Source organism: Geobacillus sp. CCR (assembly GCF_052906625.1).
Genome location: NZ_JBREBQ010000005.1, coordinates 46977 through 62167, shown reverse-complemented (window position 1 = coordinate 62167; position 15191 = coordinate 46977). Strand labels below are relative to the sequence as shown.

General features: G+C 44.8%; 15 protein-coding genes. 10 read left to right on the top strand and 5 right to left on the bottom strand.

Annotated elements, in window-relative coordinates; genetic code table 11:
- Positions 1-21 precede the first annotated feature (21 nt).
- Together ACVBDQ_RS04140 and ACVBDQ_RS04135 are read left to right on the top strand one after the other, a co-directional pair.
- Positions 22-2082 carry a beta-galactosidase gene (locus ACVBDQ_RS04140; protein ID WP_110107359.1) on the top strand — a complete coding sequence of 687 codons (2061 nt, stop codon included), beginning with the start codon at positions 22-24 and terminating at the stop codon, positions 2080-2082.
- A 112-nt stretch (positions 2083-2194) separates the two neighbouring features.
- A complete protein-coding gene (locus ACVBDQ_RS04135) occupies positions 2195-4639 on the top strand; it encodes a glycosyl hydrolase 53 family protein (protein ID WP_138187341.1) in 2445 nt (814 codons plus the stop codon).
- A gap of 125 nt (positions 4640-4764) precedes the next feature.
- Here ACVBDQ_RS04135 and ACVBDQ_RS04130 read toward each other — a convergent pair whose 3' ends face one another.
- Positions 4765-5019 carry a GlsB/YeaQ/YmgE family stress response membrane protein gene (locus ACVBDQ_RS04130; protein WP_021321608.1) on the bottom strand — a complete coding sequence of 85 codons (255 nt, stop codon included), beginning with the start codon at positions 5017-5019 and terminating at the stop codon, positions 4765-4767.
- Positions 5020-5340: 321 nt separating this feature from the next.
- Positions 5341-5721: a hypothetical protein gene (locus tag ACVBDQ_RS04125; protein WP_011230390.1), complete on the bottom strand. Its 381-nt coding sequence runs from the start codon at positions 5719-5721 to the stop codon at positions 5341-5343.
- 354 nt (positions 5722-6075) lie between these two features.
- On the opposite strand from ACVBDQ_RS04125, the gene ACVBDQ_RS04120 reads away from it, so the two are divergent.
- Positions 6076-7098, top strand: coding sequence for a YeiH family protein (locus tag ACVBDQ_RS04120; RefSeq protein ID WP_062899083.1), 1023 nt, complete (start codon positions 6076-6078; stop codon positions 7096-7098).
- Positions 7099-7145: 47 nt separating this feature from the next.
- Here ACVBDQ_RS04120 and ACVBDQ_RS04115 read toward each other — a convergent pair whose 3' ends face one another.
- The gene (locus ACVBDQ_RS04115; RefSeq protein ID WP_047817989.1) at positions 7146-8060 is read right to left on the bottom strand and encodes a LysR family transcriptional regulator; all 915 of its coding nucleotides are present in this window, start codon (positions 8058-8060) and stop codon (positions 7146-7148) included.
- 17 nt (positions 8061-8077) lie between these two features.
- On the opposite strand from ACVBDQ_RS04115, the gene ACVBDQ_RS04110 reads away from it, so the two are divergent.
- Complete coding sequence (locus ACVBDQ_RS04110; protein ID WP_255347947.1) at positions 8078-8209, top strand: hypothetical protein; 132 nt, start codon at positions 8078-8080, stop codon at positions 8207-8209.
- Between the two features lie 134 nt (positions 8210-8343).
- On the opposite strand, the gene ACVBDQ_RS04105 is transcribed toward ACVBDQ_RS04110, so the two are convergent.
- Complete coding sequence (locus ACVBDQ_RS04105; RefSeq protein WP_021321439.1) at positions 8344-9309, bottom strand: multicopper oxidase family protein; 966 nt, start codon at positions 9307-9309, stop codon at positions 8344-8346.
- Between the two features lie 228 nt (positions 9310-9537).
- Between ACVBDQ_RS04105 and ACVBDQ_RS04100 the strand changes: the two genes are divergently transcribed.
- From ACVBDQ_RS04100 to ACVBDQ_RS04085, 4 genes are all read left to right on the top strand, one after another.
- A complete protein-coding gene (locus tag ACVBDQ_RS04100) occupies positions 9538-9627 on the top strand; it encodes a helix-turn-helix domain-containing protein (protein WP_015374211.1) in 90 nt (29 codons plus the stop codon).
- A 371-nt stretch (positions 9628-9998) separates the two neighbouring features.
- Positions 9999-10934, top strand: a complete 936-nt coding sequence (locus ACVBDQ_RS04095) for a blue (type 1) copper domain protein (protein WP_020279695.1) — start codon at positions 9999-10001, stop codon at positions 10932-10934.
- Between the two features lie 353 nt (positions 10935-11287).
- Positions 11288-11416, top strand: a complete 129-nt coding sequence (locus ACVBDQ_RS04090) for a hypothetical protein (protein ID WP_011230394.1) — start codon at positions 11288-11290, stop codon at positions 11414-11416.
- Positions 11417-11478: 62 nt separating this feature from the next.
- Positions 11479-11979 carry a QcrA and Rieske domain-containing protein gene (locus tag ACVBDQ_RS04085; protein WP_021321438.1) on the top strand — a complete coding sequence of 167 codons (501 nt, stop codon included), beginning with the start codon at positions 11479-11481 and terminating at the stop codon, positions 11977-11979.
- Between the two features lie 60 nt (positions 11980-12039).
- Here ACVBDQ_RS04085 and ACVBDQ_RS04080 read toward each other — a convergent pair whose 3' ends face one another.
- A complete protein-coding gene (locus ACVBDQ_RS04080) occupies positions 12040-13110 on the bottom strand; it encodes a YVTN family beta-propeller repeat protein (protein WP_014195226.1) in 1071 nt (356 codons plus the stop codon).
- Between the two features lie 205 nt (positions 13111-13315).
- Here ACVBDQ_RS04080 and ACVBDQ_RS04075 point away from each other — a divergent pair, with 205 nt between their 5' ends.
- Both ACVBDQ_RS04075 and ACVBDQ_RS04070 read left to right on the top strand, forming a co-directional pair.
- Positions 13316-14287 (top strand): F510_1955 family glycosylhydrolase, encoded by a 972-nt coding sequence (locus ACVBDQ_RS04075; protein WP_014195227.1) that lies wholly within the window; start codon positions 13316-13318, stop codon positions 14285-14287.
- Positions 14288-14396: 109 nt separating this feature from the next.
- Positions 14397-15125, top strand: coding sequence for an urease accessory protein UreH domain-containing protein (locus ACVBDQ_RS04070; RefSeq protein ID WP_014195228.1), 729 nt, complete (start codon positions 14397-14399; stop codon positions 15123-15125).
- Positions 15126-15191 lie beyond the last annotated feature (66 nt).

Sequence of the window (15191 nt, the reverse complement as noted above, 5' to 3'; positions counted from 1 at the left end):
GCAGGGAAAGGAGACGACGTAATGCCAAAATATGAACGAACGTATACAACACAAGCGAACTTCATTCTTCATGGAGGAGATTACAACCCTGATCAATGGTTGGATCGGCCGGATCTTTTGCAGGCGGATCTTGAGTTGATGAAACTCTCCCACACAAACACATTCACGATTGGTGTATTTGCTTGGTCTGCTCTCGAACCGGAAGAAGGGGTTTATCGTTTTGAATGGCTCGATAAAGTGTTTGACGACATTTACCGTATTGGCGGGCGGGTGATTTTGGCTACGCCAAGCGGCGCCCGGCCAGCATGGTTGTCGCAAAAGTATCCGGAAGTGTTGCGGGTGAATGCGGCGCGTGTTCGACAGTTGCATGGCGGGCGTCATAATCATTGTTTTACCTCGAGCGTATACCGTGAAAAAACTCAACATATCAATCGATTGCTGGCGGAACGGTACGGAGATCATCCTGCTTTGCTCATGTGGCACGTTTCCAATGAATACGGCGGGGAATGCCATTGTAATTTGTGCCAAGAAGCGTTTCGTGAATGGTTGAAAAACAGATACAATCATGATCTTGACGCGCTGAATGCCGCTTGGTGGACGTCATTTTGGAGCCATACGTACACCGACTGGTCGCAAATCGAGTCGCCGTCTCCGATTGGTGAGCATACGATTCATGGGTTGAATCTTGATTGGAAACGGTTTGTGACAGATCAGACGATTTCCTTTTTTGAAAACGAGATCGTTCCGCTTCGGGAGTTGACGCCTCATATTCCGATTACAACGAATTTTATGGCGGATACGCATGACTTAATTCCTTTTCAAGGACTTGACTACAGCAAGTTTGCAAAGCATCTTGACGTCATTAGTTGGGACGCCTATCCTGCTTGGCACAATGATTGGGAGAGCACTGCTGATTTGGCTATGAAAGTCGGTTTTATCAATGATTTGTATCGAAGTTTGAAGCAGCAGCCATTTTTACTGATGGAATGCACGCCGAGTTTAGTGAACTGGCATAAAGTGAACAAAGCGAAGCGGCCAGGCATGCACTTTTTATCTTCGATGCAAATGATCGCTCATGGTTCCGACAGCATCCTCTATTTTCAATGGCGCAAGTCGCGGGGGGCGTTTGAGAAACTTCATGGTGCAGTCGTCGACCATGACAATCGCACGGATAACCGTGTATTTCAAGAGGTTTCTAAAGTTGGGAAAGCGCTCGAGAAAATGTCTGGCATCGTCGGAACCAATCGGCCGGCGGAAGTGGCCATTTTGTATGATTGGGAAAACAATTGGGCGTTAAATGATGCGCAAGGATTTGCGACTGAAACGAAACGGTATCCACAAACGCTCGTACAGCATTATCGCCCCTTTTGGGAGCGGGATATCCCTGTTGATGTCATCACGAAGGAACAAGACTTTTCCCGCTACAAATTGCTGATTGCGCCGATGCTTTACTTAGTGAGCGAAGAGACGATTGCTCGTTTGAAACAGTTTGTAGGGAGCGGAGGGACGCTTGTCATGACTTATATAAGCGGAATGGTCAATGAATGTGATTTAGCGTATTTAGGTGGCTGGCATCCCGATTTGAGGAAAACATTCGGCATCGAACCGATCGAAACGGATACCCTTTATCCACGCGATCGAAATTCGGTTCATTATCGTGGACAGTCTTACGAGTTGAAAGACTATGCAACGGTGATCAAGGTGTATACTGCAACAGTCGAAGGAGTTTATGAAGATGATTTTTATGCGGGTACGCCCGCTGTGACGAGCAACCAATACGGGAAAGGTCAAGCCTATTATATTGGCGGCCGCCTAGAGGATCAATTCCATAGAGATTTTTATCAAGAATTGATGGAAAAGCTCGATCTGAGGCCTGTCTTGTTTGTAAAGCATGGAAAAGGAGTATCCGTGCAAGCGCGGCAAGCGCCGGAATGTGATTATGTGTTTATTATGAATTTTACAGAGGAGAAACAGGCTGTTGTTGTTGAGGAAAAGGTGAAGGATCTGTTCACTGGCGAGGAAATCGTAGGGGAGATCACGCTAGGTAAATACGAGGTGCGAGTCGTGGAGAAAAGGAGATAAAGGAGAGAGAATCGTTCAAGCACCAAATCAAGTAGGACGGTTGGGTTTCATAAGGTAGCCAATCAAGTATGTGTGCTATGTTCTGAAAATATTCATGGAGGCGGGGGAGAGGATGAGGAAACGATTTTTTTTCATACTAGTCGCCATGATGGTGATGATCATGCCGTTTTCGTCCAATCATATTCATAAAGCAGCGGCTGATTCGTATAATTATTTAATTAACGGGGGATTTGAATCGGATTTTTGGGCTGATGGGTCATGGACAGTCATTACACAGGATTGGAGTTCTGTTGATCTACAGCGCTTTTCTTATTCAAATGATGCATGGATCGTTCCGAATGAGGGAGATAGCGCCTTTAAATACTGGGTCCGCGATATAGCGAACGGAAATCAAACATTTACATTGAAGCAAACGATCGGACAGCTGCCGCCAGGGAGTTATGAACTTTCTGTTCAATCAATGGGAGGAGCAGGAGACGAAGCGGGTCATATTCAATTGTTCGCAGGCGATCAGATGGCGGAGGCTGTTGTTACAAAAGGATATAATTCTTGGGAGACGGTTAAATTGGAATTCACACTGGAAGAAGAAGCGTTGAACTTTGAAGTCGGTGCAATAGTTACTGGGAAACCGAACGCTTGGGGCTATATGGATCATTTTCAGTTGATATCGCTGAACAGTGCGGGAGGCCGAGAGGGGCCAAAGCCTGTTCCGGCTGATATTTTCGTAAAAAGGGTAGATGGCCTAAGCAAAGGGTTCGTTAAAGGAGTTGATGTTTCGAGTATTATCGCACTTGAGAACAGCGGAGTGAAATTTTACAACGCGGCTGGTAAGAAGCAAGATATTTTTAAAACGCTAAAAGAAGCCGGGATCAATTATGTACGGGTGCGCGTATGGAACGATCCTTATGATGCGAAAGGGCATGGGTATGGAGGCGGGAATAACGATTTGGAAAAAGCCATTGAGATTGGAAAGCGAGCTACGGCCAATGGGATGAGGGTGCTAGTGGACTTCCACTATTCTGATTTTTGGGCCGACCCTGCCAAACAACGTCCTCCCAAAGCATGGGCAAATCTCAATTTTGAAGCAAAAAAGAAAGCTTTATACCGATTCACGAAGGAAAGTTTAAAAGCAATGTTGAAAGAAAAAATTCAAGTCGGAATGGTTCAAATCGGAAATGAAACAAATGGAGCTTTTGTCGGGGAAACGGATTGGGCGAAAATATGTGAGTTGATGAATGCAGGAAGCAGTGCAGTAAGGGAGATGAATCGGAATATACTGGTTGCGCTTCATTTTACGAATCCCGAAACTCCAGGCAGGTATGCATCCATAGCGAAAATGCTTGCTGAACATAAAGTGGATTACGATGTGTTCGCTAGCTCCTATTACCCGTTTTGGCATGGTACTTTAGCCAATTTAACGTCTGTGTTGAAACATGTAGCCAATACGTATCATAAAAAAGTGATGGTGGCAGAAACATCGTATCCATATACGAAAAAAGATGGAGACGGCCATGAAAATACAGCTCCAAAGAGTTCTGGACAAATACTGAACTATCCGATTACTGTCCAAGGGCAAGCGAACTCGATTCGAGATGTGATTCAGGCGGTGGCGGCTGTAGGTAAACGGGGGATCGGGGTGTTTTACTGGGAACCTGCATGGATTCCTGTTGGCCCTCCTGAACGTCTGAAGCAAAACGAGAAAAAGTGGGAAAAATATGGATCTGGTTGGGCGTCTAGTTTTGCTGCTGAATATGATCCTGATGCGGCGATATGGCATGGGGGAAGTGCTGTAGATAATCAAGCGCTGTTTGATTTTAATGGTCGACCTTTACCATCATTATATGTGTTTAAATATGTAAACACAGGAGCTGTAGCTCCTTTGAAAATCGATGAAATCAAAGACATATATATTCGCGCTATAGTTGGTGAACCGGTTGAGTTGCCTGATACGGTAACAGCTACTTATAATGATGGGAGCCAACGCTCTGTTTCTGTGAAATGGGATCAGGACGAGTTGGATCAAGCGCTGAGAATTGGCATCGGAACACATGTGATTCAAGGTATAGTGGAGGGTGGAGAGACGGTAAAAGCCTATCTTGACATTACACCGAAAAACTATGTAGTGAATCCGAGCTTCGAGGATCAAGATAGAACGATGTGGACCATCATTTATCGAAACGGCACTTCTCCACATACGGATTATTTGGAGAAAGCTGCGGATGCGAAATCGGGAAACTATTCCCTTCACTTCTATTCGAGCGAGGCTGTTGATTTCCAGGTAGAACAGACGATCACCGGATTAGAGCCGGGATATTATGATTTATCGATGTTTTTGCAAGGAGGAGATGCCTCCGATGCGGAAATATACTTGTATGCGAAAACAGGAGGTAAAGAGTATCGGGCAGCTGCCGTGGTGAATGGTTGGTTGAATTGGAGTCATCCTGAGATTCATGATATTTATATTGGTGATGGAACTGTGACGATCGGAGTGAGCATCAAGGCAAATGGCGGCGCTTGGGGAACGCTGGATGATTTTCAATTATATCGAACTAAGTAACGAACTTTAAAAACCGGGCTGAGAAGAGCCCGGTTCCTTCATGTGTGAGCATGAATTTGGAGATGAAAGATTGCGCTATGAGTCTTGCATAAGCGGAATCCATTGCGACCCTAAGGTTTTTGGAATCACGCCGCCCTATGCAATCTGCGAATGACAAAACTTGCAAGCAAAATGAGGATAACCGAACCGATCAGCGCGGGGATGATGTCAAATCCGCCGATGGTCGGCCCCCAGTTGCCAAAGAGCGCCGTTCCAAGCCAGGCTCCGATAAACCCAGCAATAATGTTGCCAATGATTCCTCCTGGAATATCGCGGCCCGTCAGAAGACCTCCCAGCCAACCGATGACGCCCCCGACAATCAAGCTCCACAAAAATGACATGGATGATTCCTCCCTCAAATCATGAAAAGGATTCTTTTGTAATTTATATTGTGCGTCAAAAGGAGCATCAATTATGCACGCAAAAGCCCCATCATACTTTATCGGCGCGCATTCTCTGTTTTTGGCGTTTTGTCCGGGGGCAGAGTTTTGGCTGCGTATTGGAAACCATTGTGTTCATGATGACGGATAAATCGTCAGCTTCTCTTCCGTCTTCGTGCGCGGCCGGGCAGGAGGGATTTGATCGGGATCGAAGAAGCCGAGATGCAAAAATCAAAGCCGCGCTTGACTCGCAGTCAAACGCGGCTTTCGGATGAAGGAAAACTAGCGAATGGATTCAAGCTGCTTGGCCAAATGGTGGAGTTTTTTCTCGTGCTGGATGGTTTTGGACGCGAGGAAATGGACGGTTTCTTGCGTTTCGGTCAGCTCCACGCGCAAGCCAGCGAATTTTTGTTCGAGTCGGTCGAACCGCTCGTTCACCTCGGCGCGAAATTGTTGCATTTCCGCTCTCAATTGGTTGGCTGTGTCTTGCATCTCCGCTCTCAATTGGTTAGCCATGTCTTGCATTTCTGCTCTCAGTTGGTTAGCTGTGTCTTGGATTTCTGCTCGTAGTTGGCTTCCCATTTCGTCAATTTGGGTGCGGATGTCGTGGGAAAACATTTTCAGCGCCTCGACTACTTCTTTCACGATGGTATCGCGTTCCATGCTTGTTCACCTCCTCTTTTTTGATTATACAACGTGGAGCAGGGAAAGAAAACTATGTTTTGAACAAGCTTTTTCTCCGTTTTCATTTGATTGATCGTTGGCTCGAGTTGCGGCGTCGTGGGTGAGGCTGGAAAGTTCATGTCAATGATCATGGCGGCGTTTTGAGGGAACGGGTGAATCTGCCTCTTCGTTAATCAAAATATTAGTTTCTCGTTTATCACTTTTAGGGATTTATAATAAGTGATTTCTTATTATAAAAATAATAAACTATTATTTTACTTATTGATGGAAGGGACATATGATAAAAACAGTTATGTGATACCAATAGGGGGGATTCGAGTGGAGAATCAAAATATGAATGCTTGGCAATATTCGACTGCCCATGAAAAAAGTAAACGTTTTTGGTTAGGAGGAGTGGCCTTTACGTTTTTGGTGGCCGCCGTTGGAATGGCATTGGCATCCATACCTGGACTGGATCATTTAGGTCCGCTCGCTTGTGCCATTTTGCTTGCTGTGATGTATCGGCAGCTGTTTGGTTATCCAGAAGCGATTCGACCGGGCATCCAATTTGTTTCAAAATATTTGTTGCGATTGGCCATTATGTTATTTGGTCTAAAGTTGAATATGGATGTTTTGATTCATCAAGGATGGGGGCTTGTCATTCGTGATGCGGCGGTCATTGTGTTTGCCATTCTAATGACTATTTGGGTTGGAAACGTGTTGAAAGCAAGTCCTTCTTTATCCTTATTGCTGGGCATTGGAACAGGGGTATGCGGGGCGGCCGCGATTGCCGCCGTTTCTCCCATTTTAAAATCGAACGACGACGAAACGGCTATCTCGGTTGGAATGATTGCACTTGTCGGCACGGTGTTCTCGATCGCGTATACACTGATTCGTCCTGTTTTGCCCATTTCATCTTTACATTACGGTATTTGGAGCGGGATGAGTTTGCATGAAATTGCCCACGTCGCGTTAGCGGGCGCTCCAGCTGGGCAGGATGCATTGGCTATGGCGTTGCTGGCAAAGTTAGGAAGAGTGCTTTGGCTTGTGCCGCTCAGTTTTGCCCTCATTTATTGGAGAAGAAAAAAAGACGATGGCCAGGAGGGGGGAGAAACGAAAGTAGAATTTCCTTGGTTTTTGCTTGGATTTATAATGATGAGTTTACTTGGTAGTTATGTGCTTGGAAACGCCATTCTTGTTTCTCAAAACGTCTTAAGCTATATCTCTTCCTTCACCTCATTTCTTTTGACGGCGGCGATGGTCGGCCTTGGATTGAATGTTGATTTGCGAAAATTGCGGACAAACGGATTGCGTCCTCTTCTTGCCATGTGTATTGTGTCTCTTTTATTGTCTTTTTTATCTTTTTTTATCGCTTAACGTTCAAGGAAAAAGACGGCCCGCAAACGCTGCCGGTCGTCTTTTTATTAGGGAGATGGTGGTTGTGGTGAATGGCTGATTGAAGGTTGGTGAGTACGTACTATGGTTAAAAACACTTCCATGGCTTTTGTATAAAACGGAGTTTTCGGTGTAACGAGAGAAAAGTGGCGAAAAAATGGTTCATCATTGATCGGGATGATTTTTAACGTACCAAATGAAAGTTCTTTTTTTATCGTCCAGAGAGAGAGAAAGGTCAGCCCCAAACCAGCTTCTACCGCTTCTTTAATGAGCTGTGTACTGCCGAATTCCATGATTGAAGACGGAAAGAAGTTGTGTTTGAGAAAAAATTCGTCCGTTGCTTTTCTTGTTCCAGATCCTGTTTCGCGAACAATCCATGTGGCGTTGCGGAGGTCTTCCATCTGCACCGTCTCTTTTTGGGCATACGGATGATGAGCAGAAGCAACGACAACCATTTGATCTTTGGCAAATGGTTCAATATATACATTTTTCGGTTCGATATCCATTTCGATAATCCCCACATCCAGCTGATGGTCGCGCACCATTTCAACAATTTCATTCGAGTTCCCGATCGTGATGGTTGGTTTGATGAGTGGATAGTGTTGATGCAATTTTGCGATCATCTGTGGAAGAACATACTCGCCATACGTGTAGCTGGCCCCAATCGACAGCTCCCCGCTGGCTCGATTCATTAAATCATCAAGCAGTTGATTCATGCGTGTATACAGTCCGAGTATTTCTTTCGCATAGTGATAAACAATTTCGCCGGCTTTATTCAATTTGACGTACTTGTTTGTCCTGTCCAGAAGTTTCGTATCGAATAATCGCTCTAGCGTTTGGATGTGCTGGCTGACAGCAGGCTGTGTCATATGCAGCTCCTCAGCTGCTTTCGTGAAGTTTCCTTTTTCCACTACTTTTACGAACACGTATAGCAACTGATCCAAGGTTGTCCCTCCAAACTTTGTTTGAATATACGCTTAGTTTATCATGCGTTTCGGTTAACGCCAATCGATTAGATACGGCAACCATCGACTTGTTGGATCAAGTGATCGAACAGTTTGTGCAATGGATTCATACGCATCGCGAACGGTGAGCGCGCCGTTCACTTTTTCTTTCGGCTGACGGTGAGTCCGAGTAAGTTAAATAATTTGCTTGACTATCAAGCAGGTGCAAGAGAATCGAGAGAAGAAAAAACGGCAGCGATGCCGTTTTTTCTTGAATGCTCATCTATTTCGCATAGCGGACTATCGTAAGCATGCCGCCCATTCCCTCCATTGCATGTGCGTTCGTTGTATGGTGAGGTTTATGACAGTGAAAGACCCAATTTCCCGGATTGTTGGCCAAAAATTCGATGTTCCATGTTTCTCCTGGCGCTACATTAATCGTGTTTCGTTTTAATCTTGCCATCATAGGAATCGGATTTCCGTCAACCGCGGTGACACTAAACTCATGCCCGTGAAAATGCATCGGATGAGAATCCATACTTAAATTGCCAAGGCGAATACGGACGCGCTCGCCATATCGGACAAATAAAGGAGCGGTATCAGGATAGGCTTTGCCGTTAATTGTGAAAAAATTAAACATCATTGACATTGGATCGATGTCATATATATTTGAAGCCGATCGTTTGGAAGGGTGATCATTCATTGGATGGCTGCTAGTTTGCTGACGCATCTCCATCTGCACAGCCCACTCTTGAAGCAACAGAACATAATCGCGGTCCACAGGTTCTTCGTATATGCCGCGCGAAATAAGCATGCCTGCTAATCCCATTAACTCTTGTTTTGCATCATGGACATGGCTGTGGTACATAAACGTTCCTGACTGTTGGATGCGAAATTCATACGTAAAACTTTCCCCCGGTTGGATAATCGGGCTGCCCCCAGGGCCGGGTACGCCGTCCATTCGGTTGGAAACAATTAATCCGTGCCAATGGACGGATGTCGCTTCTGGCAAACGGTTTTCGACTGTAATTTGAACATAGTCCCCTTGATTGACAAGAATCGTCGGCCCGGGAATACTTCCGTTGTATCCATACCCGCGGATTTTAATTCCGTTTACCAACTCATGCACGACCGGTTCCGCCCGCAAGTGAAATTGTTTTACCCCGTTTTTGAGAACCCGAAATGGCGCATCTTTTACATTGGGCGTGATAATAGGCGTTTGAGGATTTCCCGGCAAGTAACCATGCATTCCCTCTTCCCCCTTTAGAGAAGGTATCACAATTTCATCATATGCTGCGGCATGTGTGGATAGTCGTTTGATCATCCCGAACCGAGAAGACCTCCACTTCCACGCGTGAGCGTCAGTAGGGGATGAATCGGTGTCTTCCCTCATCGATCTTCCTCTTGCATCAAAAGAACAAAAGGTATAAAATGGGCACGAACAGAACAAACGTTCCCTAAAATAGGAGGGAAGGTCATGCATAGAGCCTATCGGTTTCGGTTGGATCCCACCCGAAAACAAGCGGAGCTCATCAACCAAACGATTGGGTGCTGCCGGTTTGTGTAAAGTCTTTTGGCCGAGTGGAATCAAGCGTATGAAACAACAGGGGCGGGGCTTGGCTGCAAAGAGTGTTCCAAAATGAGGGGCTTCGTTTGCTGTCTTTGTAAGGCAGCTGAACCGTGGGACGCACGGGGATGGCTTGGTTGACAGCCTGCCGTGGGGCGGGTGTTCCCAAGAATCTCCCACCTCTAAGCGTAGGTGGGAGAGCGTTCAAGAACAGAATACATGCAGGTGTAATACAAAAAGCTGTAATCGGATGACACGCCCTCTGTTTTCGTTCAAACTCAGCCGGTATGTTCACTGACATGGACTAACCTGTTATTTGCACACATATATGTGTACAAATAAACATTTGCAGGAGGGATCATCCGTTGCCGATGTTATTCACTGGGGGAATCGTGGCGGTTTTGTCTTTCATTGTGATTGCTTTCATCTTTATCAAAAGGAAGAAAATCACATGCATGGCTGGAATGATGGCGGCGATGGCGTTAGGAATGTTGGTTGGGCTGACAGGCGGCCTGCTGGCTGGGATTTCTTACAACGGCAATCTCTTTTTGTCAACCATTTTAGGAATGGCTTTCGGGTTTTTAGCTGGATTTTTAGCTGGGATGCCGATTAGCATCATGGCCATCATCGACGGTGTTTTATCAGGAGTCATGGGCGGCATGATGGGAGCGATGTTAGGAGAAATGATTGCGCCTGAATATCGGGATTCTACGGTTCACATCATGCTTGTTCTATTTGTTGGAATGGCTTGTATTGTTCTATACATGCTTCAACAAGAAACGGGTTTTAACCGTGCGTTTTTGATAAATAAACTATTCCATAACCCGCTATGGTTAGCAATCGTCCTTCCGCTGTTTTTCTATTTGTATAACCATTTATATAATGAATTTTCTCGATCTTCTAATCTTCCGATAACGAATCCGCCTATGAACCATTTTATGGAGGACCACAACCAAACTGCATCTCCGTTAAGCATCGAAACAAAGGGGAAAAAGGTAGTGGTTGAAGCGACTGAATTTTATTACTTTCCTGAGAGTTTGCAACTGACTGTAGGACAGCCTGTTACCTTAATTCTGAAAAATAGCGGTCAAATGGAACACGATATCGAATTCGAAAATATGAAGATTTTGTTACAACAGAATGACCATGGAAACCATGCAGAAAATGCGGACATTCATGTTCATTCCTTGCCGGGGAAAACAGCCGAGGTGACGTTCATACCAATCGAAAGCGGTGTGTTTCGATTTTATTGTACGGTTCCAGGGCATAAAGAATCTGGTATGGTTGGATTTGCGAAAGTTTCATAAGATGATGGCTGCCCAGACCTTCTCGGCATTTGTTTTGACCAATAGAAGGCGTGGCGACCAAAAGGGAAATGAACTTTTGTGAAAGCCTTGACAAATATTTGTAGTTTTTTATCAATATTTTCTCCACACTTTTTCTCTATTCTGAAAGTAAAGCAAAAGGGGAGATGATGAAAACGTTGTGGATCAATTTTGGGCTGCATCAAGTGTGAATGGGAGTATTGGCAAATGCTAAAGATGCGGAAAAGGGTGCTTGGAGTTCCAATTAGATTTTTCATTCAAGTCAGGCGAAATTATGACATAAATGGTTAGCGATAGGTGAGAATTATTTTTAGATCATGCAGGAGGTGATGAGGATGATGAGCGGGATGATGAGTGGCTGGGGGATGATGGGGTTTGGCATTCTCGGCTGGTTTCTTAATTTGCTTGCCATTGGATTGGTAGTGTATTTTGCAGTAAAACTCGCATTGCGCGATAAACGCTGATCGATTCGCCTCTTATTTCACGCACCTCCCTACTATTAGAGGAGGCAAGGAGGGGAAATCTTATGTTGAATCGACGAGAGTTTCTTAGCAGGTCGTTAAAGGGGGCGGCTGGACTGCTGGCTGTTTCGGTATTGCCTGCAGGACTGGCTGCCTGCAGCAACGATAAGAAAACGGTCAATACAAGTTCAATGGCCAATCTCGGTCCTCTAAGCGAATTAGAAAAGGGAGAATTCCCTAAAAAGGTGCCGTATAAAGTCACCATAAAAGATGCATGGACCAAACAGGAAAGGGAAGGGTTTGTCTACATTAACAAAAATGAAGATGGTTCTTTACTCATTATGTCCCCGATTTGCACCCATCTAGGGTGTACCGTTGGAGATGCTGAGGAGAACATGCAGAAAACAGGCATCCGCTTTTTATGTCCGTGCCACGCGGGGCAATATGACGAATACGGTATCAATGTAGGGGGGCCACCGCCAAGACCGTTAGATACATTTGACGCTTATATTCAAGATGGCAATGTGTATATTGCCGTACTGAGCCCGAGGAAAAGGGAAAAATGAAAATCCGTTATTCCGCAGAAAAAACAGCAGGCTGGAACGTCCAACCTGCTGCTTTTTCCTTTACGGCATGATGCTGATCCCGTTGGGCATTTCGCCTACTTGAACCGTTTGGATTGCTTTGTTTTGTTCTTGATCAATGACGCTCACGGTGTTGTCGAACATATTCGTAACGAAAACATACTTGCCATCCGGGCTTGTGACGACCCCATGCGCTCCGTTTCCTGTTTCAATTGTGGCCACGACTTGTTTCGTTTTTAAGTTTATCTTGCTTACAGAATGAGAGGGCGCCTCTTTCGTCCCTTGATTGGCGACATAAGCAAACGTATCGTCAGGGGACACGTACACTTGGGCTGGCCCTTGCCCGACAGGGACTTTTTCCACTTTCCCGCTTGTTACGTCAACAATGGCCAAGGCATTTTCGGTATTCAACGTTACGACTAACGTTTTGCCGTCCGAAGTAATGCCGGTTGTGACAGGGATGGATCCGACTGTGATTTTCTTTTCTTCTTTCATTGTTTGCAAGTTGAGAACACTGACGCTGTCTTCCCCCATGTTGGCGACGTACGCGTATTGGCTGTCTTTGGAAATGCGAAGCCCGTGCGGGCCTTTTCCGGTTGGAATGGTTTCAATGACTGAATAGCTCGCCAGATCAATAACGGAAACGTTATTGTCTTCATTATTGGTCACAAGGGCGTATTTGCCGTTTTCAGTAAACACGATATGGGCGGGATGGTGCCCCACTTCCACTTTTTTGATTAATTCATTCGTTTCCGTATCATAAAACAACGCCATTCCTTTCATATCCATCGACTGATCATGCCCGTGGTGCATGGCCGGAACTAACGTAGCGCCGAGAATAGCTCCGTCGGGAGAAACTTGGACGTTATGGACCGCGCCGTCGACTTTGATCGTTCCGACCACTTTGTTTGTTCTCGCATCAATTTTTGAAATGCTTCCGCCCTCGTTGGCAGTAAAGTAGAATTTGTTCGTTTCTTGTGTTTGTTCAAGGGCGGCTGGCTGCCCATTTTTCTCTGGTTCGGTTTTGTCTTGAGGGGAATTGGCTGCGCACCCCCCGAGAACAAACGCCAACATCGCCAATAACGATAACCATACAATCGCGGTTTTGCGCATGAGCGGTTTCCTCCTTTTGCTTTAGGTTGAGTCTACCGACATGATAGTGGCAAATGGGGGAGGTTGCTGTGATTAATTTCACAATAGCAATAAAATATCTTCAAATCGTTACAGTTTATTGAAATCCATACATTCTGCAAATTTATCCGATAAAGTATAAAAGTATGCAACGATTTACACTATGCATGAAGGGGAATGAACATCTATGACAAAAATGAAGAAAGTCATCATCATCACATCCGCTCTTCTTCTAAGCGCCTGTTCATCATCCAACGAAAAAGAACAGGCTTTTATTACGAGCAAAGAACAGTCAAAATCGAATGTATCTGTTACCAATAATCCTTTCTTTAAAGAAAAAAAGGAAGGGAAGATCGAACATTTGCATGGGGTTGGTTATGCAGGCAATCAAAATGCGGTTTACTTTGCTACTCATGAAGGGTTGCTCGTTTACCAAGACAATAAGTGGTATGAAACGGTTTCCAATAAACATGATTATATGGGCTTTTCAGCTACGGACGACGGCTTTTATTCATCGGGACATCCTGAAGAAGGTTCATCGTTAGGAAATCCACTTGGTCTTGTGAAAAGTTTTGATAATGGACAAACATTAATGAATTTAGGATTTTATAAACAGTCCGATTTCCATTATATGACGGTTGGTTATAAAAGCCATACCATCTATGTGGTGAATCAAGAAGAAAATGAAACGCTCGGACGAGGGGTATTTTACAGCAAAGATGACGGCAAAACGTGGTCGCCAAGTCAATTGAATGGCCTGCCGCAAACGGCAGCGAGAACGATTGTGGCTCACCCAACGGATGAAAATATGGTCGGGATTAGTACAGCCGAGGGAGTTTTCATTTCGAGAGATAACGGGAATACGTTTGAACGGTTTACGAGAAAAATTGATACGACGACATTTATGTTTCAAGAAAAGTCGGTTGTATTTGCAGCTGTAGAGAATGATCAGTCTATACTCATCAAACAATCATTAGACACAAAACACGAAGAAGTTCTTGCTGTTCCGCCATTGGATGAAAAAGATCATATCATGTATATAACTTCTAATCCAGCAAACGACAAAGAAATTGTGATCGTTACAATGAACGGGGATATTTTTATGACAAAAAATAACGGTGGAAGTTGGACAAAACTAGCATCAGAAGGGGAAATATAGGGACATGCGGGCGCATGTCTTTTTGTTTGCCTAAAAATATATCGCTCCATAATTTTTGCAAAATTCACTGCTACAATATAAGTAACGGATGGAGAGGGTGAGAAGAAGAGTGTATTCATTCCTAAGCCAAATCAGCAACCTGCTGAGCCAGCCGTTTCTGAATATGGCCAACAGCACAACAGCGCTTCCTGTTTTGTCAGCGTTTCTTCTTGGCATCGTCGGAGCGATGGCTCCGTGCCAGCTGACTAGCAACTTAGGAGCAATCACGTTGTACAGCAACCAATCTCTGCAAAAGGGGATCGCTTGGAAAGAACTGCTTTTATTTATTTTCGGAAAGGTCATCGCTTTTTCCGGGTTAGGCTTGATCGTCTGGTTGATGGGGAAGGAGATTCAAAGTACACTGACACTATACTTTCCATGGTTAAGAAAGCTGATTGGCCCGATTCTTGTTCTCGTAGGCTTGTATTTGTTAGGGCTTTTTAAAATGTATTGGAATGTCACTTTGTTCAGAGTGCCGAAGGGATGGGCAAAAGGAAAAATCGGTTCGTTTTTCATGGGATTTGGCTTTTCGTTGGCTTTTTGTCCAACGATGTTTGTTCTATTTTTTGTTACTCTAATGCCTCTCGTATACTCAACGTCTTATGGAGTGTTGTTGCCGAGCGTCTTTGCCGTCGGAACTTCTGTACCGGTTATTTTCTTCATCCTCATCCTTTGGTACTTAGGATTGAGCGGTGCTGTCATGAAAAAAGGAAGACGGGTAGGGAAGCTCATTCAGCAAACCGCTGGAATTGTGATGGTATTGCTTGGCGTGTTAGATACCATCACTTATTGGTTTTAAAGAAGATGATGCAGTAACAATGTTTGGAAGAACGTTTCAAGATGGTTAGGGTGATGTAGTTATAGT